The 19,141-nt window shown below is 65.3% G+C and carries 16 protein-coding genes; 3 read left to right on the plus strand and 13 right to left on the minus strand.

Annotated elements, in window-relative coordinates; genetic code table 11:
- Window positions 1-20: 20 nt before the first annotated feature.
- From A9J21_RS18590 to phaC, 8 genes are all read right to left on the minus strand, one after another.
- Window positions 21-566 carry a hypothetical protein gene (locus A9J21_RS18590; protein ID WP_231906986.1) on the minus strand — a complete coding sequence of 182 codons (546 nt, stop codon included), beginning with the start codon at window positions 564-566 and terminating at the stop codon, window positions 21-23.
- Between the two features lie 108 nt (window positions 567-674).
- Window positions 675-1,859 carry a beta-ketothiolase BktB gene (gene bktB / locus A9J21_RS18595; RefSeq protein WP_066738330.1) on the minus strand — a complete coding sequence of 395 codons (1,185 nt, stop codon included), beginning with the start codon at window positions 1,857-1,859 and terminating at the stop codon, window positions 675-677.
- Window positions 1,860-1,997: 138 nt separating this feature from the next.
- Window positions 1,998-3,371: a 30S ribosomal protein S12 methylthiotransferase RimO gene (gene rimO / locus A9J21_RS18600; RefSeq protein ID WP_066738333.1), complete on the minus strand. Its 1,374-nt coding sequence runs from the start codon at window positions 3,369-3,371 to the stop codon at window positions 1,998-2,000.
- 179 nt (window positions 3,372-3,550) lie between these two features.
- Window positions 3,551-4,300, minus strand: a complete 750-nt coding sequence (locus A9J21_RS18605) for a hypothetical protein (protein ID WP_066738336.1) — start codon at window positions 4,298-4,300, stop codon at window positions 3,551-3,553.
- Between the two features lie 281 nt (window positions 4,301-4,581).
- Complete coding sequence (phaR, locus tag A9J21_RS18610; RefSeq protein ID WP_029050631.1) at window positions 4,582-5,133, minus strand: polyhydroxyalkanoate synthesis repressor PhaR; 552 nt, start codon at window positions 5,131-5,133, stop codon at window positions 4,582-4,584.
- Between the two features lie 415 nt (window positions 5,134-5,548).
- Window positions 5,549-6,289, minus strand: a complete 741-nt coding sequence (locus A9J21_RS18615) for a 3-ketoacyl-ACP reductase (protein WP_066738916.1) — start codon at window positions 6,287-6,289, stop codon at window positions 5,549-5,551.
- 109 nt (window positions 6,290-6,398) lie between these two features.
- Entirely contained in the window at window positions 6,399-7,577 is a 1,179-nt protein-coding gene (locus A9J21_RS18620) for an acetyl-CoA C-acetyltransferase (RefSeq protein WP_066738339.1), read from the minus strand.
- Window positions 7,578-7,653: 76 nt separating this feature from the next.
- Window positions 7,654-9,534 (minus strand): class I poly(R)-hydroxyalkanoic acid synthase, encoded by a 1,881-nt coding sequence (gene phaC, locus A9J21_RS18625; RefSeq protein ID WP_066738341.1) that lies wholly within the window; start codon window positions 9,532-9,534, stop codon window positions 7,654-7,656.
- 320 nt (window positions 9,535-9,854) lie between these two features.
- On the opposite strand from phaC, the gene A9J21_RS18630 reads away from it, so the two are divergent.
- Window positions 9,855-10,142 carry a hypothetical protein gene (locus tag A9J21_RS18630; RefSeq protein ID WP_066738917.1) on the plus strand — a complete coding sequence of 96 codons (288 nt, stop codon included), beginning with the start codon at window positions 9,855-9,857 and terminating at the stop codon, window positions 10,140-10,142.
- On the opposite strand, the gene pgeF is transcribed toward A9J21_RS18630, so the two are convergent.
- Together pgeF and A9J21_RS18640 are read right to left on the minus strand one after the other, a co-directional pair.
- Window positions 10,139-10,960: a peptidoglycan editing factor PgeF gene (gene pgeF, locus A9J21_RS18635; RefSeq protein WP_231906973.1), complete on the minus strand. Its 822-nt coding sequence runs from the start codon at window positions 10,958-10,960 to the stop codon at window positions 10,139-10,141. The genes A9J21_RS18630 and pgeF overlap by 4 nt on opposite strands.
- Window positions 10,950-12,173 carry an RluA family pseudouridine synthase gene (locus A9J21_RS18640; RefSeq protein WP_066738918.1) on the minus strand — a complete coding sequence of 408 codons (1,224 nt, stop codon included), beginning with the start codon at window positions 12,171-12,173 and terminating at the stop codon, window positions 10,950-10,952. The genes pgeF and A9J21_RS18640 overlap by 11 nt, the downstream gene beginning before the upstream one ends.
- A 16-nt stretch (window positions 12,174-12,189) precedes the next feature.
- On the opposite strand from A9J21_RS18640, the gene A9J21_RS18645 reads away from it, so the two are divergent.
- A complete protein-coding gene (locus A9J21_RS18645; protein ID WP_082926505.1) occupies window positions 12,190-13,020 on the plus strand; it encodes an outer membrane protein assembly factor BamD in 831 nt (276 codons plus the stop codon).
- Window positions 13,021-13,128: 108 nt separating this feature from the next.
- Here the strand turns inward: A9J21_RS18645 and A9J21_RS18650 are convergent, their stop codons facing one another.
- From A9J21_RS18650 to A9J21_RS18660, 3 genes are all read right to left on the minus strand, one after another.
- Window positions 13,129-15,339: an ATP-dependent DNA helicase gene (locus tag A9J21_RS18650; protein ID WP_066738919.1), complete on the minus strand. Its 2,211-nt coding sequence runs from the start codon at window positions 15,337-15,339 to the stop codon at window positions 13,129-13,131.
- A gap of 140 nt (window positions 15,340-15,479) precedes the next feature.
- Window positions 15,480-15,683, minus strand: a complete 204-nt coding sequence (locus A9J21_RS18655; RefSeq protein ID WP_029050639.1) for a DUF465 domain-containing protein — start codon at window positions 15,681-15,683, stop codon at window positions 15,480-15,482.
- A gap of 58 nt (window positions 15,684-15,741) precedes the next feature.
- On the minus strand, window positions 15,742-16,536 hold the full coding sequence (locus A9J21_RS18660) for a hypothetical protein (RefSeq protein WP_066738355.1): 795 nt from the start codon (window positions 16,534-16,536) through the stop codon (window positions 15,742-15,744).
- Between the two features lie 177 nt (window positions 16,537-16,713).
- Between A9J21_RS18660 and A9J21_RS18665 the strand changes: the two genes are divergently transcribed.
- Window positions 16,714-19,077 (plus strand): Tex family protein, encoded by a 2,364-nt coding sequence (locus A9J21_RS18665; RefSeq protein ID WP_066738358.1) that lies wholly within the window; start codon window positions 16,714-16,716, stop codon window positions 19,075-19,077.
- The last annotated feature ends 64 nt before the right edge of the window (window positions 19,078-19,141 follow it).

Consider the following 19,141-nt stretch of genomic DNA (forward strand, 5'->3'; position numbering starts at 1 on the left):
CGCGAAGTGGCGCCGGCGCACTAACGGGGCTTGCCAGTCGAGATGGAGGACTTCGGCGCAGGCGGCGCATAGGTGATGCCGCTGCCGGAATTCATGTCGAACGGCGGAATCACCAGGTATCCGCCAAACGGCCGAATGAAAAACGGCAGAACGATGGACGGATTGTAGGCATCGGTCCAGGTGCCGCGCACCGCACCATCCCGGTCGATCTGGCCTTCCCAGTTACCGGACACACGCGTGCCATCGTCGGACTCTTCCATCAGGAACGCACCGTTCTCCCACTCCCCGGAAAGCAGCCGCACACCCTTGCCGTCCCCGATCTGGTATTCGCCCTGCAGGCTGTCCCGCGTATCGGTCTTCGGCGCGATGCGCATGCGCACCTGCTTGTCGCCCACCGTGCCGACGTACGTCGGATAGTGCGCGTACTCCTGGCGCGGCGACAGCGTGCGTACCTGCCCTGTCGATAGCGACGCCCCGCGCCGGGCTTCGCCCGCGCGGATAGCGTCGTTGATACCCAAGCTGTCGCCCTGCCCGTTGCCTGTCGACAAATCGTCCCCGGCCGCCATGGTTGCCACCGGCAATGCCACCGAAATGGCGACGATCATCGAATACAGAAGGCGGGACAGGACAGGACGGGACAAGACAGCTTTCTCGGCAATAACGAGCAGGTGACGTTAGACGCGCTCGAAGATCGCGGCAATGCCCTGGCCGCCGCCAATGCACATCGTGACCAGTGCATAGCGACCCTGAACGCGCTGCAGCTCATGCACCGCCTTCACGGTGATCAGTGCGCCCGTGGCGCCAATCGGATGGCCCAGCGAGATGCCCGAACCGTTCGGATTCACCTTGGCGGGGTCCAGGCCCAGGGCCTTGGTCACGGCGCAAGCCTGTGCGGCGAACGCTTCATTGGCCTCGATCACGTCCAGATCCTTGACCGACAGTCCGGCACGCTCGAGCGCAATCCTGGTGGCGGGTACGGGACCGATCCCCATCGTCTTCGGGTCCACCCCGGCATGACCATAGGACACCAGTCGCGCCAGCGGCTTCAGCCCGCGACGCTCGGCTTCCGCCCGTTCCATCAGCACCACCGCCGCAGCGGCGTCATTGAGGCCCGATGCGTTGCCAGCCGTGACCGTGCCGTTTTCCTTGACGAAAACAGGCTTCAGCTTGGTCATGTCGTCCATGGTCGCTTCATGGCGCACGTGTTCGTCGGTATCGAAGACCACGTCGCCCTTGCGCGACTTCAGCGTGACCGGAACGATCTGGTCCTTGAAGTGACCCGCCTTGATCGCGGCCGATGCCCGGCGGTGCGATTCCAGCGCGGCTTCGTCCTGCTGCTGGCGCGAAATGTCGTATTCCTTCGCGACATTTTCGGCGGTCACACCCATGTGAATCGTGTGGAACGGGTCGTGCAGCGCGCCCAGCATCATGTCGACCAGCTTGGCATCGCCCATGCGCGCGCCCCAACGGGCCATCGGCGCCAGATACGGGGCGCGGCTCATGCTTTCGGCACCCCCGCCAATGGCGACGTCGGCATCGCCCAGCAGGATCGTCTGTGCGGCGCTGACAATCGCCTGCAGACCCGAGCCGCACAGGCGGTTCACGGTGAGCGCGGGCGCATTGATCGACACACCGCCGTTCACGGCCGCCACGCGGCCCAGGTACATGTCTTTCGGCTCGGTCTGGATGACATTGCCGAACACGACGTGACCGACGTCATCGCCGGACACGTTGGCGCGGGCCAGTGCTTCGCGCACAACCAGCGCTCCCAGTTCGGTCGGGGCCAGGTCCTTCAGGCTGCCGCCAAAGGTACCGATTGCGGTGCGCACACCGCTGACAACCACCACTTCACGCGTCATGTTTCGTCTCCATGCGTTATGTTGCGGCGCACAGTATAGTCTTCGCCAAGCAAAAGCGAACGACCGTACTTTTACCTAATTGTCTGGACAGGCACACTTGCAGCCCGGCCTTCCGGCCCCCGAAGCCGACACACTGGATCAGGCGATTTCACCCCAGAGGTCGTGGCCGTCGGCGCCCGTAATCTTCACATTGACGAAGTCGCCAGTCTTGAAACGCTGCGACGGCTTTGCAGCCGGATCGATATAAACCAGCCCGTCAATTTCCGGGGCATCGGCGGAAGAGCGACCGATGCCGCCGTCCTGGTTCACCTCGTCGACGAGCACCCGCAGCGTCTGTCCCACCTTGCGCTGAAGCCTGCGCGCCGACACCGCCTCGGCCACTTCCATGAAACGCGCCCGGCGCTCCTCACGGACTTCGTCGGGCAGCGCGCCGGGCAGGTCGTTCGCCGTTGCACCCTCCACCGGCGAATAGGCGAAGCAACCCACGCGGTCGAGTTCGGCTTCGGCAATGAAATCCAGCAGCGTCTGGAATTCCGCTTCCGTTTCGCCCGGGAAACCGGCGATGAACGTGCTGCGGATGGTCAGTTCGGGGCAGATTTCGCGCCAGGCGCGGATGCGGTCGAGGGTCTTTTCGGCATTGGCCGGACGCTTCATGCGCTTGAGCACGTCCGGGTGCGCGTGCTGGAGCGGCACATCCAGATACGGCAGCACATTGCCCTGGTTCATCAGCGGAATGATCTCGTCGACGTGCGGGTACGGATACACATAGTGCAGGCGCACCCAGGCGCCGTACTGGCTAGCCAGTTCGCCCAGCGCCGCCACCAGCTCGGTCATGCGGGTCTTGAGCGGCCGGCCGGCCCAGAACCCGGTACGGTACTTGACGTCCACCCCGTAGGCGCTGGTGTCCTGCGAGATCACCAGCAGTTCCTTCACGCCGGCCTTGAACAGGTTTTCGGCTTCCAGCATCACTTCGGCCACCGGACGGGACACCAGATCGCCGCGCATCGATGGAATGATGCAGAACGAGCAGCGGTGATTGCAGCCTTCCGAGATTTTCAGGTAGGCATAGTGCTTGGGTGTGAGCTTGATTCCCGCAGCCGGCACCAGATCCGTAAACGGATCGTGCGGCTTCGGCAGGTGCGTGTGCACAGCCTGCATGACTTCACCAAGGGCGTGCGGGCCGGTAACGGCCAGCACCTTGGGATGCACCGACGATACGATATCGTGTCCCGCCGCGTCTTTCTTGGCGCCCAGGCAGCCGGTCACGATGACCTTGCCGTTTTCCGTCAACGCCTCGCCGATGGCATCCAGGCTCTCCTGCACCGCCTCGTCGATAAAGCCGCAGGTGTTGACCACCACAAGATCGGCACCGTCGTAGGTGCCACTGATGGCATAGCCTTCGGCGCGCAGCTGCGTGATGATCTGCTCGGAATCGACCAGGGCCTTGGGGCAGCCAAGTGACACAAAGCCGACTTGCGGCGCAGGATTGGACAGATTGGTTTCAGACGACATGGGGCACCGCGAATGTGGGAATCTGGGCGCGCCCTACCGTCCCCGGTGGTGCGCCGCGCTGGTCTAGAGGCAACCGGCGAGCCTGCCGGGCGCCGTCATTTGCCATGAAAGGCGGAGATTTTACCCCGAGCGGCCGTTGTTGGCGCATGGCCCGACCAAATGGGCCGGAAACCGCACCGTCACAGCCCAGCCAGACCGCCCACGCGCTCGATGATCGGCTTCCAGCCAACGGCCAGACCGAGGGCGATGCCCCCGCCCGACGCCACCCAGAAGACCTTGTTGAGTCGGTCTTTCAAGGCGGAAATCCGTTCGTTACTGGAGTGGATGCGATCTCCAAGGCTCTCTTCCAGCTTGTCCACCCTCGCGTCGGATTTATCGAACCGGTCGTCCACCTTGTCGAACCGGATATCCATCTTGTCGAACCGGTCGTCCATCTTGTCCATTCTGGCGTCCATCTGCTCGAACCGCGCGTCCATCTGGTCGAAACGGGCGTCGATGGCATCGAACTTCGCGCCCACGACCTCGAATCTTGCGTCGATCGCGTCGAATCGGGCTTCCATCCGGCTAAAGCGCGCCTCGGAACGGGCATCGATCTCTTGCAGCACACGGGTGATGGTCGACTCCCATTTGCTCTCCGACGCATCCAGCGCCCGGGTCATTCGGGCCTCGGATTCGCGAATGCGGTCGCTCAACCGGGCCTCGGTTTCGACGATCCCCTCACCAAGGCGCCCTTCGGCGGCCCCGATCTGCGCCCGCGTGGCATCGATCCGCTCCTCGATGCCCTGCTGGGCCGCCGACAACGTGCCGACGTCGCGCTGGACCTGCGCGACATGCCCGTACACCCCGAGCGCGAACTCGAAGACATTCGTGAATTTCGGCGATTCGACATGGTCGGGCGAAAGGCCCCACCTAGCGGCTTGGCTGGACATGGATGTGCCTCCAGTTCGGGCCCGATGGCAGCGCGCATTACCCGCGCTCGCGCTTGCGATGCCATCGTGCAGCGAAAAAATAAGGATCAGCGAGTGCCCGGTGCTCAGGGCTTGGCCGATTGGACCACACAAGACGTGCCGTGGTCATCGCCTTACTGGGAGTGCATCACCAATGTGGCAATTCGCCAGACATTCACAACATCTCGTCGCCGCCGCACAACGAAAAAGGCCCTGCAGTCGTGCAGGGCCTTTCTTTGATCGGCGCGCGAGGGGCTGGCCGCTTACTTCTTGTCCGGCTGGTTGAACGGGAACGTGCCGAACATGCTCTTGGCCTGGTTCTGCATCTGTTCCTGCATCTGCACGAACAGGTTCTTGCTCTGCTCGATGTAGTTGCTCATCATCCCCTGCATCATCGGGCCTTGCAGGTTCATGAACTGCGACCACATGTCCGGGCTGAACGCCTCGCCCGAATACAGACCCTTCGAGTTCTCGGCGAGCTTGTTCTGGATATCGATGAACGCCTGGATGTTCTTTTCCAGGTAGGTACCCATCATGCCCTGCATGGCATGGCCGTAGAAACGGATGATCTGCGACAGCATGGCGCTCGAAAACATCGGCACGCCGCCCGTTTCCTCTTCCAGGATGATCTGCAGGAGGATGCTGCGCGTGAGTTCCTCGCCCGTCTTTGCATCGACGACCTTGAATTCCTCGGTATCCATGACCAGCTGCTTGACGTCCGCGAGCGTGATGTAGGTGCTCGTCTGCGTATCGTAGAGCCGGCGATTGGGATATTTCTTGATCAGTCGCTCTGCGCCTTTCTTGGTCGTGGCCATCGGTGCTCTATCCTTTTGTCGTCGCTGATGCCGGCGGTTGGCATCCGCTGCTGCGCCTGGTCGCAACGCTGCTGCACCGCATGCGGTGCAGTGCGCAATGGACGCGCCGTCCCGGGCGGGATCGGCGCCGCAGGCGCGCAAGATACAACCGGACCAGACCCGTGAGGAGCGCTCCTCTTTGGTGCCGGTTGCGCCATTGCCCTGATTCTATGCTCAAGAAAGCACTATGGAAAGACGGCAGTGTTTAAGGAAAACCCGCAGCAAAGTGTCGCGTATACAAAAGAAAGGCCGCCCGCGTGCCAGATAAACACGCGGGCGGCCCGTTTCCGCAAGCCGATTGCCGACCCCGGAATCCGCTTGTGCACTGCGCTGGATGCGCCGCATCAACGCGGCGCCCCAGCGCGTGCCGCCGGCGTCAGCCCATGTGCAGGCCGCCGTTCAGCGAGAAGTCGGCACCGGTCGAAAAACCCGACTCTTCCGATGCCAGCCAGGCGCAGATCGAGGCAATTTCATCCGGCTCGCCCAGGCGCTTGACCGGAATCGTGCCGACGATCTTGTCCAGCACGTCCTGGCGGATGGACTTGACCATATCCGTGGCGATATAGCCCGGCGACACGGTGTTCACCGTCACGCCCTTGGTGGCCATTTCCTGCGCCAGCGCCATCGTGAAGCCATGCAGGCCGGCCTTGGCCGTCGAATAGTTGGTCTGACCGAACTGACCCTTCTGGCCGTTCACCGACGAAATATTGACGATCCGGCCCCAGCCACGGTCGGCCATGCCGTCGATCACCTGCTTGGTCACGTTGAACAGCGACGTCAGGTTGGTGTCGATCACGGCGTCCCAGTCGGCCCGCGTCATCTTGCGGAACACCACGTCGCGCGTGATGCCGGCGTTGTTGACCAGTACGTCAACCTCGCCCACTTCGGACTTGACCTTGTCGAAAGCGGTCTTGGTCGAATCCCAGTCGGCCACGTTGCCCTCGGACGCCACGAACTCGTAGCCGAGCGCGCGTTGCTGTTCGAGCCATTTCTCGCGGCGGGGCGAGTTCGGGCCGCAGCCGGCCACCACCTTGAATCCGTCCTTGGCCAGGCGCTGGCAAATCGCGGTTCCAATGCCACCCATGCCGCCGGTCACATATGCAATGCGCTGAGTCATATCCACTCCTAGTTGGCTCGCTCGATCGTTGTTATCGATGCTCAGGTCTGTACCGAAACCGGCGGGCTGGCGTTCCTCGGCACGCGCCGCCGGCATACTCCTCCTGCAATCAGCGCTCGACTGCCAGCGCCACGCCCATGCCGCCGCCGATACACAGCGAGGCCAGGCCCTTCTTCGCGTCACGACGCTTCATTTCGTGCAGCAGGGTCACCAGAATGCGGCAGCCCGATGCACCGATCGGATGGCCGATGGCAATGGCGCCACCGTTCACGTTGATCTTCGACTGGTCCCAGCCCATCTGCTGGTGAACGGCCAGCGCCTGCGCGGCGAAGGCTTCGTTAATCTCCATCAGGTCCAGGTCCTTGACTTCCCAGCCGGCGCGCGACAGGCAGCGCTTGCTGGCCGGCACCGGGCCCATGCCCATCACGGCCGGGTCCACACCGGCGTTGGCGTAGGCCTTGATCGTAGCCAGCGGCGTGAGGCCCAGTTCCTTGGCCTTGGCGGCCGACATCACCACCACGGCAGCGGCGCCGTCGTTCAGGCCCGACGCATTGGCGGCCGTGACCGTGCCGGCCTTGTCGAAAGCAGGCTTCAGGCCGGCCATGCTGTCCAGCGTGGCGCCCTGGCGCACGAACTCGTCGGTCTTGAAGGCCACCGGATCGCCCTTGCGCTGCGGAATCAGCACGGGAACGATTTCCTCGTCGAACTTGCCGGCCTTCTGGGCGGCCTCGGCCTTGTTCTGCGAAGCCACCGCGAATTCATCCTGGGCTTCGCGGGTGATGCCATATTCCTTGGCGACGTTTTCCGCGGTGATGCCCATGTGGTACTGGTTGTAGACGTCCCACAGGCCGTCCACGATCATCGAGTCCACCAGCTTGGTGTCGCCCATGCGGAAGCCGTCGCGCGAGCCCGGCAGCACGTGCGGGGCGGCGCTCATGTTTTCCATGCCACCGGCCACCACGATCTCGGCTTCGCCCGCGATGATGGCGTTGGCTGCCAGCATCACGGCCTTCAGCCCCGAGCCGCACACCTTGTTGATGGTCATGGCGGGCACCATGTCAGGCAGGCCGGCCTTGCGCGATGCCTGGCGTGCCGGGTTCTGGCCCGCGGCAGCCGTCAGCACCTGGCCCATGATCACTTCGCTCACCTGGTCCGGCTTCACGCCGGCGCGCTCGAGCGCGGCCTTGATCACGAGGGCGCCCAGCTCTGGCGCCGGAATCTTCGCCAGGGAGCCACCGAACTTGCCAACTGCGGTACGGGCTGCGGAAACAATGACGATATCGGTCATTTGAGGTCCTTTCGAGAAAGCGAATCGCGGATCGGTTCGAAACCGGGCCGACCGGAACGGCCAGCCCGCATGAAAATCAGGCGCGCTGACGCACGTAGCGGCCGGGTGCCGGTTCTACAGGCTGGTAATGGGCGTTGCCCAGCGTGTCGGACGCGGCGCGCTTCTGGCCTGCCTGCTTGCCCAGCCAGGTCATCCAGTCGGGCCACCAGCTACCCGGGTGCTCCTGGGCACCGGCCAGCCATTCGTGGGCCGATTCGGGCAGCGCGTCATTGGTCCAGTGGCTGCGCTTCTTCTTGGCCGGGGGATTGATGACGCCAGCGATATGGCCGGAAGCACCCAGCACGAAACGGAGCTTGTTGTTCAGCAGCGCGGTCGATGCATAGGCGGCCATCCACGGCACGATATGGTCTTCGCGCGATCCATAGATATAGGTCGGCACGTCGATCGCGCCCAGGTCCACCGGCGCGTTGCAGACGGTCAGCTTGCCCGGCACCTTGAGTTCGTCCTGCAGGTAGGTGTGGCGCAGGTACCAGCAGTACCACGGGCCCGGCAGGTTGGTGGCGTCGCCGTTCCAGAACAGCAGGTCGAACGGTACCGGCGTATTGCCCTTGAGGTAGTTGTCGACCACGTAGTTCCAGACCAGGTCGTTCGGTCGCAGGAACGAGAACGTGTTCGCCAGTTCGACGCCGCGCAGCAGTCCGCACGGCGCACCGGCTGCGCCGCCCAGCGTGGCCTCGCGCAGCTGTACGTGCGATTCGTCGACGAATACGTCCAGGATGCCGGTATCGGCGAAGTCAAGCAGCGTGGTCAGCAGCGTCAGGCTGGCCACCGGCCGTTCTCCACGGGCGGCCAGCACCGACAGCGCCGTCGAGACGATGGTGCCGCCCACGCAGAAGCCCAGCACGTTGATCTGGTCCTGCCCGCCGATATCGCGCGCCACCTCGATCGCGCGAATGGCCGCGTGCTCGATGTAGTCGTCCCAGGTGCGCTCGGCCATCGAGGCATCGGGATTGCGCCACGACACCAGGAAGACCGTGTGGCCGTTCTCCACGGCGTGCCGCACCAGCGAGCTTTCGGGCTGCAGGTCCAGGATGTAGAACTTGTTGATGCACGGCGGCACCAGCAACAGCGGGCGCGCGTAGACCTTGTCGGTCAGCGGCTTGTACTGCAGCAGCTGGAAATATTCGTTCTCGTAGACCACGGCGCCTTCGGTCACGGCCACATTGCGGCCCACTTCGAAGGCCTTGTCGTCCGTCTGCGAGATCTTGCCGCGCTGCAGGTCTTCCAGCATGTTGCGCACGCCGTTGCGCAGCGATTCGCCGCCCGACTCGATCAGGCGCTGCTGGGCATCGGGATTGGTAGCCAGGAAGTTGGCCGGCGACATCGCATCGACCCATTGCGACACCGCGAAGCGGATGCGCTGGCGCACCTTCGGATCGGCTTCCACGGCATCGGCCAGTTCGGTCATGGCGCGCGCCGTCAGCAGGTAGAACGCGGCGGTATAGCGGTACGGCGCGTTGTTGCGCCAGGCAGGACTGGCGAAGCGGCGATCGGAGAGCCGTTCGCTGGCGCCGCCGTTACCGTTGCCGGCCGGATTGCCGTTGGCAGTCATGGCGCCCTCGCCCATTTCGCGCCAAAGGTCGGCAAAATCCTTCAGGTAGCGTTGCTGGATGCCCGCGAGCTGGTCCGGCGCGATCTTCAGGGGCGCGCCGTTCGCACCGCCATTCGGAAACGCCTGCTGGAACGCCTTGGCGAAGGCATCGCCAGAGGGGAAGCCGCCAGGAAACGCACCGGCCAGACCTGCCGGGAAACCGGCCGGCATCTCGCCATTGGTTTCAGGTGCCCACTGACGGGACCATTCCAGCCATGCAGCTGGATCGAATGGCCCCGGCGCAAATTGAAACGGTTGGGACTTGTCTTCCTTGCCGGAAGCTGCCGCACCTTTGCCGGTCGCCATGATGTAATCGTCTCTCTGCCTGTCGTAGTGGATGACGGGCTCGGGGTAACTGTCTCCCGACCCGCCCCGTATCCGGGTTGCGTCCGCAAGCTGCCCAGGGCTGCTTGGCTCTTACGCTATGCTTGCCGGCGAAACCCTGGAATCGTTCCTCGGTTCCGATACATTTCGAGGCATTGTTGCCTTGCAATGGAGAGACTGTCAATGCGGAAATCGGCATTGCCATGCGGGGGCCGAATAAGTGAAGCCCGACCTACCGGACGGTAATGCTGGCGCGGGTTGCCGGGCCGGTTCACCCCATATTCGAGAAAGATGAAAGCCTGATGTATATCGTGGCAATTGGCTGGCTTTATGTCGCCCTGATGATGGCCATTACCGAGACCAGCATCGTCGCGGGCGTTGCCACGTTCCTGCTGTACGGACTGGCCCCGGTGTCGATCGTCATGTACATCATGGGAACGCCGGGACGACGGCGCCGGCGCAAGGCGCGGGAGGCCCGGGAAGACCGGGAAGCCCGGGAAACGCAGGACGTCAGACAACCCCGGGAATCGTCGGAAGCCGCTACGGCACAGCCCGCGCGGCTTCCTGACGATGGCGGCGCGGGGGCCTAGTCAGCCAGCCAGACCATCGTCGCCATGCGGCCTGTGGTGCGGTCGCGGCGATAGGAGTAGAACCGGCCGGCATCGCTGACCGTGCAGGTATTTCCGCCGAACACCTGCATGCAGCCGGCGCGCGCCAGACGGATGCGTGCCAGTGCATACAGGTCGGCCAAGTATTTGCCCGGCGCGCCTGCCACGAATGCCGCCGCCACCGACGCGTGCTCGTCGGGCAACGCCTGCTGCAGGAACGCTTCGCGCACCTCGGCGCCCACCTCGAAGGCACTGGGGCCGATCGCCGGCCCAAGCCACGCCAGCCACTGCGCTGGCGCACCGGCACGCGCGGCCATGCGTGCCAGCGTGGCCTCGATCACCCCGTCGCACAGCCCGCGCCAGCCGGCGTGGGCGGCACCCACCACCGTGCCTGCCATATTGCACAGCAGCACAGGCAGGCAGTCGGCCGTCATGATCGCGCACACATGCCCCGCCGTGGCACTGACGCTGGCGTCGGCGCGCGGCACGTGGCCGCCAGCGCCCTCGTCATCGGCGGTGGCGACGCCGCAACCATGCACCTGCTCCAGCCAGTGCGGCATGGCCGGCAGATGGCTGGCCAGCCGGGCGCGATTGGCGGCCACCGCGGCCGGGTCGTCGCCGACATGCGTCCCGAGGTTGAGTCCGCCTGCACTGCCGTCCGCCAGCCCGTACGGGCCCGCGCTGACGCCGCCCATGCGCGTGGTGGACAGCGCGCGCACCCGCGCCGGCGCCGGCCAGTCGGGGACGATCCAGGCCGAGGCATCGGCCATCGGATCAGCGGTCGTCCGGTCAGTCGTCATCGTCGTCGGCCTCCCCTTCGTACCATTCGGGCTCGCCCTCGTCCTCGTCGTCCTCTTCCGCATACCGGTCAAAGTCGAGCGCATCGATCAGCGCCTGCAGGTCTTCGGGCGGCTCGGCTTCCCACGACTTCTTGCGGCCCGTTACCGGATGCATCAGCCCCAGCCGGTACGCATGCAGCGCCTGGCGCGTGAACGGCACCGGCAGCGGTACGCGCACGGCCGGGCGCTGGCCGCGTTGCGTGGCCTTGTGGTAGACCGGATCTCCCACCAGCGGATGGCCGATCGACTCAAAATGCACGCGGATCTGGTGCGTGCGACCGGTTTCCAGCTGGCACATCACCATCGACACCTTCGAGCGGCCAAGCGGCACGGTGCCGAGCGTTTCGAAATGGGTGCGCGACGGCTTGCCGCTGTTGGTATGCACGATCGCCATGCGCGTGCGCTCGCGCGGATCGCGGCCGATCGGCGCATCGATGGTGCCCTCGTCGGGCGTTTCGCCCCAGACCAGCGCGATGTACGAGCGCTTGACCGTGCGGGCCTGCAGTTGCCGCACCAGGTCGGTCTGGGCCGTCAGCGTGCGCGCCACCACCATCAGGCCCGAAGTTTCCTTGTCGAGCCGATGCACGATGCCGGCGCGCGGCAGGCGCGCAGCGTGGGGGTCGCGATGCAGCAGGCCATTGAGGACCGTGCCGCTCCAGTTGCCCGCCGCCGGATGCACCACCAGCCCGGCCGGCTTGTTGATGACCAGCAGTGCGTCGTCTTCGTACACGACGTCCAGCGGCACGTCCTCAGCCGTAAAGGCCATCGACTCAGGGGCGGCCTGGGGGTGGATCTCGATCTGCTGCCCCATCTGCACCGATGCCTTGGCGCGGCTGGGCTCGCCGTCCACACGCACGGCGCCGTCCTCGATCCACTGCTGGATGCGGCTGCGCGAAAATTCGCTGAAGTGGCGTGCTAGCAATTTGTCGAGCCGCTCGCCATGGGCTGCGCTATCGACTTCAAGGTACAGTGGCACCAGGTCAGGGGCGGCAGGCGCCGTCGCAGGCACCTCGTCATTGAATTCACCTGCCGACTCCCCTTCGTCGCCATCCTCGAAATGGTCGTCGAAGTCTTCGGATTCCTCATCGGTCACGTCGGCTTTTTCGGTGTGGCGTTCCAGACCGGTTTCGGTCTTGGGGCTTCGGCTATAATGCTTGGCGCTATTTTTTTTCATCCGGAACAGGTTGCCCATGCAATTGCAGAGCATCAAACGCGCGAACTGGCGCGCGAAAATTGGAGCGGTTTTGCTCGCAGGCGGATGCGTCATGCTATCGGCATGCGGCCTGCTGGGAGACCAGCCTGACGAAACGGCCGGCTGGTCGGCCAACAAATTATATTCGGAAGCCAAGGATGCCCTCGATGGCGGCGACTACACGCGCGCCGTCAAGCTGTACGAAAAGCTCGAGGGCCGCTATCCGTTTGGCCGCTACGCACAGCAGGCGCAGATCGATACCGCCTACGCCAACTACAAGGATGGCGAGACCGCTGCCGCGCTGGCGGCCGTGGACCGCTTCATCCAGCTCCACCCGAGCCACCCGAACATCGATTACGCCTACTACCTCAAGGGCCTGATCAACTTCAACGACAACCTCGGCTGGCTGGGCCGCTTCTCGGGCCAGGATCTCAGCGAGCGCGACCCCAAGGCTGCCCGTGCGGCCTATGACGCGTTCCAGACCCTGATCACACGCTATCCGGAAAGCAAGTACACCCCGGACGCCACGCTGCGCATGCAGTACATCGTCAATGCGCTGGCCCAGCACGAAGTGCACGCCGCGCGCTACTACTACCGCCGTGGTGCCTACCTTGCTGCCGTGAACCGCGCGCAGCAGGCGCTCAAGGACTACGATGGCGCGCCGGCCAACGAGGAAGCGCTGTACATCATGGTTCGGTCGTACGATTCACTGGGCATGAAGGACCTGCGCGACGACGCGGCCCGCGTGATGGAACGCAACTACCCGAACAGCGACTTCATCAAGTACGGACAGCGCCGCAAGGACAAGGCCTGGTGGGAAGTGTTCTGAAGACACCCGGTCTGACCGCCGCATGAAAAAGCCCGACCTTGCGTCGGGCTTTTTTGCGCCTTCAGGCCGGGCTGCTCAGGCGCTTCCTGGTGCTTTCTGGCGTTTTTCCTATTCGCCGTCGCCCTGTTCCGCGCCCTCCGCACCTTCCTCGCCGGCCGGCTTGCGCAGGCTTTCCAGGAACCGGACCACGGTGTCTGCCTCGCGCGTGCGCGTGAACGGCGGCAGGCTCTGCCAGATCTGCCGGCCATAGGGTTTTTCCACGAGCCGCGTATCGCAGATCGCCAGCACGCCGCGATCCGATTCCGAGCGGATCAGGCGGCCCGCACCCTGCTTCAGCGTGATGACCGCGTGCGGCAATTGGTGGACGGCAAACGGGCTCAGGCCCTTCTTCTGCAGCACCTCCATGCGGGCGGCCAGCACCGGATCGTCGGGCGGCGCAAACGGCAGCTTGTCGATGATGACCAGCGAAAGCGCCTCGCCGCGCACATCCACACCTTCCCAGAAACTCTGGCTGCCGACCAGCACTGCGTTGCCCAGCTGGCGGAAGCGGTCGAGCAATTCGGTTCGGCTGGCCTGCCCCTGCACCAGCAGCGGCAGGTTGATACCCCGTGCGGCAAACAGGTCATACAGCATGTCCGACGCCTTCTGCACCGCGCGCAGCGTGGTACAGAGCAGGAACGTGCGGCCACCAGCCGCCTCGATCAAAGGCAGCGCCTTTTCCACCACGGCTTCGGTGAACTGGGGTGAATTGGGTGGCGGCATATCGCGCGGCACATACAGCAGGCCCTGCTTCGCGTAGTCGAACGGACTGGGCAGCGTCAGCGACTGATCCTTGTTCAGCCCAAGCTGGGCCGCGTAGTGGGCGAAATTGCCTTTCACCGACAGCGTGGCCGAGGTGAAGACCCATGCGCGTGGCTGGCCCTCGCGCTGCCGCGTGAAGATCGGTGCAATCGACAACGGCGTGCGATGCAGCTGCACGGTGTGCGAGAACACCTCCACCCAGCGCACGGTGTCCGGGCCCAACTGGGCCGGCGCGGGCGGTGGCGGCGTTTCCGTGCCGCCCTCGGTATCCGATGCATCGGACGGGGCTGAGGCCTCGGCAGGCGGCGGTGCGGCGGCGCGGTCGTCGCGCCATACCTCCAGCTTGTTCGCCAGTTCCACGGCCCGGCGGTGGCATTGCTCCAGCGTTTCAGCACGCTCTGCCTGCGATTCCAGCGCCTCGACAAACCCCGACAGCGCTTCTTCCAGCGCATCGAGCGTTTCGTAGAACGGCTCGGCGGTACGCGGATCGGCATCGATCTGCCCCATCGCCATGCGCACGTTGTCGCGGCCGAACGCCAGGCGCAGGTCGCGCGCGGCGCGCTCCAGCGGCGCGCCCAGCGCCACCCAGTCCACCGCGTCGCGGGCGTGGGACAGCCCTTCGGCCACGGTATCGCGCGCCAGCTCCAGCAACTGGCTGGTGGACAGCGTATCGCCGAAGAACAGCGTCGCGGTTTCGGGCAGCTGGTGGGCTTCGTCGAAGATCACGGTGTTGGCGGCGGGCAGCAGCTCGGCCATGCCGGTATCGCGCAGCACCACATCGGCAAAGAACAGGTGATGGTTCACCACCACCACGTCGGCCTGCTGCGCCTCCTTGCGGGCGCGCATGACGAAGCATTCCTTGTAGTTCGGGCATTCGCTGCCCAGACAGTTGTCCCGCGTGGACGTCACCAGTTGCCAGACCGGCGCATTCTCGGGCACGGCCGCCAGTTCGGCCTTGTCGCCGGTGGCCGTCGTCTTGGCAAACTTGCCGATGTCGCGCAACCACGCCGCATCCTGCTTGGAAGCGAGGCGCCCGTTGGCCTGCGCACGCTCCAGGTGGTAGTGGCACAGGTAGTTGGCGCGGCCCTTGAGCAGCGACACCGATACGGGCACGTTCAGCGCATGGCGCACCGTGGGAATGTCGCGCAGGAACAGCTGGTCCTGCAGGTTCTTGGTGCCGGTGGACAGGATGACCTTGCCACCCCAGAGCATGGCCGGCACAAGATAGGCAAAGGTCTTGCCGGTGCCGGTGCCCGCTTCGACGATCACCGTGTCGTTCTGCGCGATGGCGTTGGCCACGGCCTCGGCCATCTTCTGCTGCGAAGCGCGCGGACGATAGCCGGGAATCGCCGTGGCCAGTGTGCCGGTCTCGGCAAACATCTGCGACAGTTGGGCCGCTTGCGAGGCCGCCTGGCTGGCCGATGCCGCGGCCACGGCGTCGCCCAGCGATTTGGCGGGTTCGTGTGCGTCTGGCGCCGCGGCGGCGTCGGACAGAAGGTCGTCGGTGGGATCTGGCAAGGTGGGGCTTTCTTCGGTACCCGCGGCCGGCTGGCCTGCCACGGGAAATGTCTGGTGCTTGGGGCGCGCTTCAGTGGGCCGGGTCGCCAGGCCAGCGCGCCATCGGGGCGACCGTCAGGGCACGACCGGGCAAGACACGGTCACGCAGGGACATCGGGTTCCAGGTGCAGCTGCAGCAAGGTGATCGCATCCTTGAGCTTGAGCCGGCGCTTCTTCAGCCGGCGCAACTGCAGTTCGTCGTGGGCGGGATCGGCGGATAACCGGTCGATCAGGAAATCGAGGTCGCGGTGTTCGATCTGCAACTCGATGATCTGCCGCGCCAGCGTGTTGAGATTTTCATCCATGGTGCGCCTTCGTACTCCATGGCGGCAGCCAGCGGCCCCGCCCGACCCTGCCAACGAATCAGAAACCGAACGGGCTCGGCGCCGAATTCTGGCCGCCCTGCTTCTGCTTCTCCTCGGCACGTGCGCGCCGCTCGTCCAGGTCTTTCTGGCGCTGTGCGGCGTCTGCCTGCTTCTGCTCGTAAGTCTTGACGTTTTCCTGTCGCTGACGCGCGCTTTCGGCGCCCTTCTGCTGGGCTTCCTTCATGCGCGCGTTGTAGTCGTCCTGCTTCTTCTGGTACGCCTCGGCGTTGGCCGCGCGCTGGGGCGCCTGCCCGGTGGCCTGCGCATCGCGCAGCGCCTGTTCCTGCTGCTTGCGATCGAATGCCTCGCGGCTGGCCTGCTCGTTGGCCGCCCGGCCCGGCTGGCCGGCCTCGTATTCGGCGCGGCGCAGCGCCTGCTCGCGATCGCGCGTGGCCGCCTTGTAGGCGCGCTCGGCATCGCCAACTTCCAGGTCCCTGGCGCGCAGCACGTGCAGTTCCTCGCGCTGCACGTCCTGGGCCTTCTCGATGCAGCTGGTGACCAGGAACTTGCTGTAGCACGCCCGCTCGGCCACCGCGAACCGGTAGTTGGTCCAGGCGCGCGAATCGCCGATGGCCTTGCGCTCGGCCTCGAAATCGCGCGGCTTGCCAGGGTCCGGCGGGATGGGTACCGATGCGGGCGCGGACGTGGGAGCGGCAGCGGGTGCCGACGCCTGCGCGTGCGCGGCGCCCAGCGGCGCCGCCAGCAGCAGCGCGGCCAGCGCGAGCGTGGCAATCGGGGGAGCGGAAATGGAAACCGGGCGAGCCATGACGGCCGGAAGGGGCTTGACGATCATGCCGCGATTCTAGCATCCGGGGAGCCCTCGGACCGCGGCACGAACCGGCCGCCGGGTGCCGTGCAGGCGCCACCCGCGCAAGCCGTCGAAAAGACGATGTAAAAGGTGTCTTCCCGTCACCGGAAGCGCGCCGCGCTTGTGGCACAATGCCCCGCTTTCGACTGACTCGTTTTCTCGATGTCCAATCTGCCTGCTTCCGTCCTGCAAAAGATTGTGTCGCTGATCGCGGCCGAACTGTCCGTGCAACCGCGCCAGGTGGCGGCTGCCGTCGACCTGTTGGATGAAGGTTCCACAGTGCCGTTTATCGCCCGCTACCGCAAGGAAGTGACGGGCAACCTGGACGATACGCAACTGCGTACGCTGGAAGAACGCCTGCTCTACCTGCGCGACATGGAAGACCGCCGCGCCACGATCCTGGCGTCGATCGAGGAACAGGGCAAGCTCACCGACGAACTGCGCGCAGCCATCGAGGGTGCCGAGACCAAGCAGACGCTGGAAGACCTGTACCTGCCCTACAAGCCCAAGCGTCGCACGCGCGCCCAGATCGCCCGCGAATGCGGCCTGGAGCCGCTGGCCCAGGCACTGCTGGCCGACCCCACGCTTGACCCGCAGGCCGAGGCTGCCAAGTACGTCAACGGCAACCCCACCGCCGACGGCGGCGTGCCCGATGCGAAGGCCGCGCTGGACGGCGCGCGCGACATCCTGTCCGAACAATTTGGCGAAACAGCCGACCTGCTGGGCAAGCTGCGCGACCACCTGTGGAACAACGGCGTGGTGTCGTCCACGGTCATGGAAGGCAAGGAAACCGCCGAGGAAGAGAAGTTCCGCGACTACTACCAGTACAGCGAGACCATCCGCACCGTGCCGTCGCACCGGGCGCTGGCGCTGTTCCGCGGCCGCAATGCCGGCGTGCTGCTGGTCAAGCTGGGCCTGGGCGACGAACAGGACGCCATGGTGCCGCACCCGTGCGAAGGCATGATCGCGCGCCATGTCGGCATCGAGAACCGCAACCGTCCGGCCGACAAATGGCTGTCCGACGTGTGCCGCTGGTGCTGGCGCGTCAAGGTGCAGCCGCATCTGGAAACCGAACTGCTGACCCAGCTGCGCGAAACCGCCGAGGGCGAGGCCATCAAGGTATTTGGCCGCAATCTGCACGAACTGCTGCTGGCCGCACCGGCCGGCCCCAAGTCCGTGATGGGTATCGACCCCGGCATCCGCACCGGCTGCAAGATCGCCGTGGTGGACAGTACGGGCAAGCTGCTCGATACGGCCACGATCTATCCGCATGAACCGCGCCGTGACTGGACCGGTTCGCTGGCTACGCTGGCCCGCCTGGCGAAGCAGCACAACGTGGCGCTCTGCTCCATCGGCAACGGCACGGCCAGCCGCGAGACCGACAAGCTCGTGCAGGACCTGATGAAGGGCGCCCCGGAATTGAAGCTGACCAAGATCGTGGTCAGCGAAGCCGGCGCGTCGGTGTACTCGGCGTCGGAACTGGCCGCCAAGGAATTCCCGGAACTGGACGTTTCGCTACGTGGCGCGGTGTCGATTGCCCGCCGCCTGCAGGACCCGCTGGCCGAACTGGTCAAGATCGATCCCAAGTCGATCGGCGTGGGCCAGTACCAGCACGACGTGAACCAGCGCGAGCTGGCCCGCGCGCTGGACGCCGTGGTGGAAGACTGCGTGAACGCCGTGGGCGTGGACGTGAACACGGCATCCGCCCCGCTGCTGGCACGCGTTTCGGGCCTGAACTCGGTGCTGGCGCGCAATATCGTCGATTTCCGGGATGCCAACGGCGCGTTCAACAATCGCGAATCGCTGAAAAAGGTGCCGCGCCTGGGGGACAAGACGTTCGAGCAGGCCGCCGGCTTCCTGCGCATCAACACCGGCGACAACCCGCTGGACCGCTCGTCGGTCCACCCGGAAGCCTATCCGGTGGTGCAGAAGATCCTGGACCACATCAAGAAGGGCCTGCCCGACGTGATGGGCAACCGCGAAAGCCTGCGCGGCCTGTCGCCGCAGCAGTTTGCCGACGACAAGTTCGGCCTGCCCACCGTGCGCGACATCCTGACCGAACTGGAAAAGCCGGGCCGCGACCCGCGCCCCGAGTTCAAGACCGCCACCTTCCAGGAAGGCGTGGAAGACGTGAAGGACCTGCAGCCGGGCATGATCCTGGAAGGCGTGGTCACCAACGTGGCGGCCTTCGGTGCGTTCGTCGACATTGGCGTGCATCAGGACGGCCTGGTCCACATTTCGGCGCTGTCGACAAAGTTCGTCAAGGACGCGCACGAAGTGGTCAAGGCGGGCCAGATCGTCAAGGTCAAGGTCATGGAAGTGGACGTCAAGCGCAACCGTATCGGCCTGACGATGCGCCTGGACGACGAGCCCGGCCAGCAGGCGCCGCGTACCGGCGGTGGCGACCGTCCTGCCGATCGCGGCCAGCGCAACGGCGGTGGCAATCGTGGCGCTGGCGGCAACAACCGCCGCGAGTCGGAACAGCAAGGCGCCATGGCCGCGGCCTTTGCCAAGCTGAAGCGCTGAGCCAGCGCCCCCCCGGCACCGCACGGCAGAATGTGAAACGCCCCGCTTGATGCGGGGCGTTTTT

Source organism: Cupriavidus sp. D384, from assembly GCF_001652915.1.
Taxonomy (GTDB): Bacteria; Pseudomonadota; Gammaproteobacteria; order Burkholderiales; family Burkholderiaceae; genus Cupriavidus.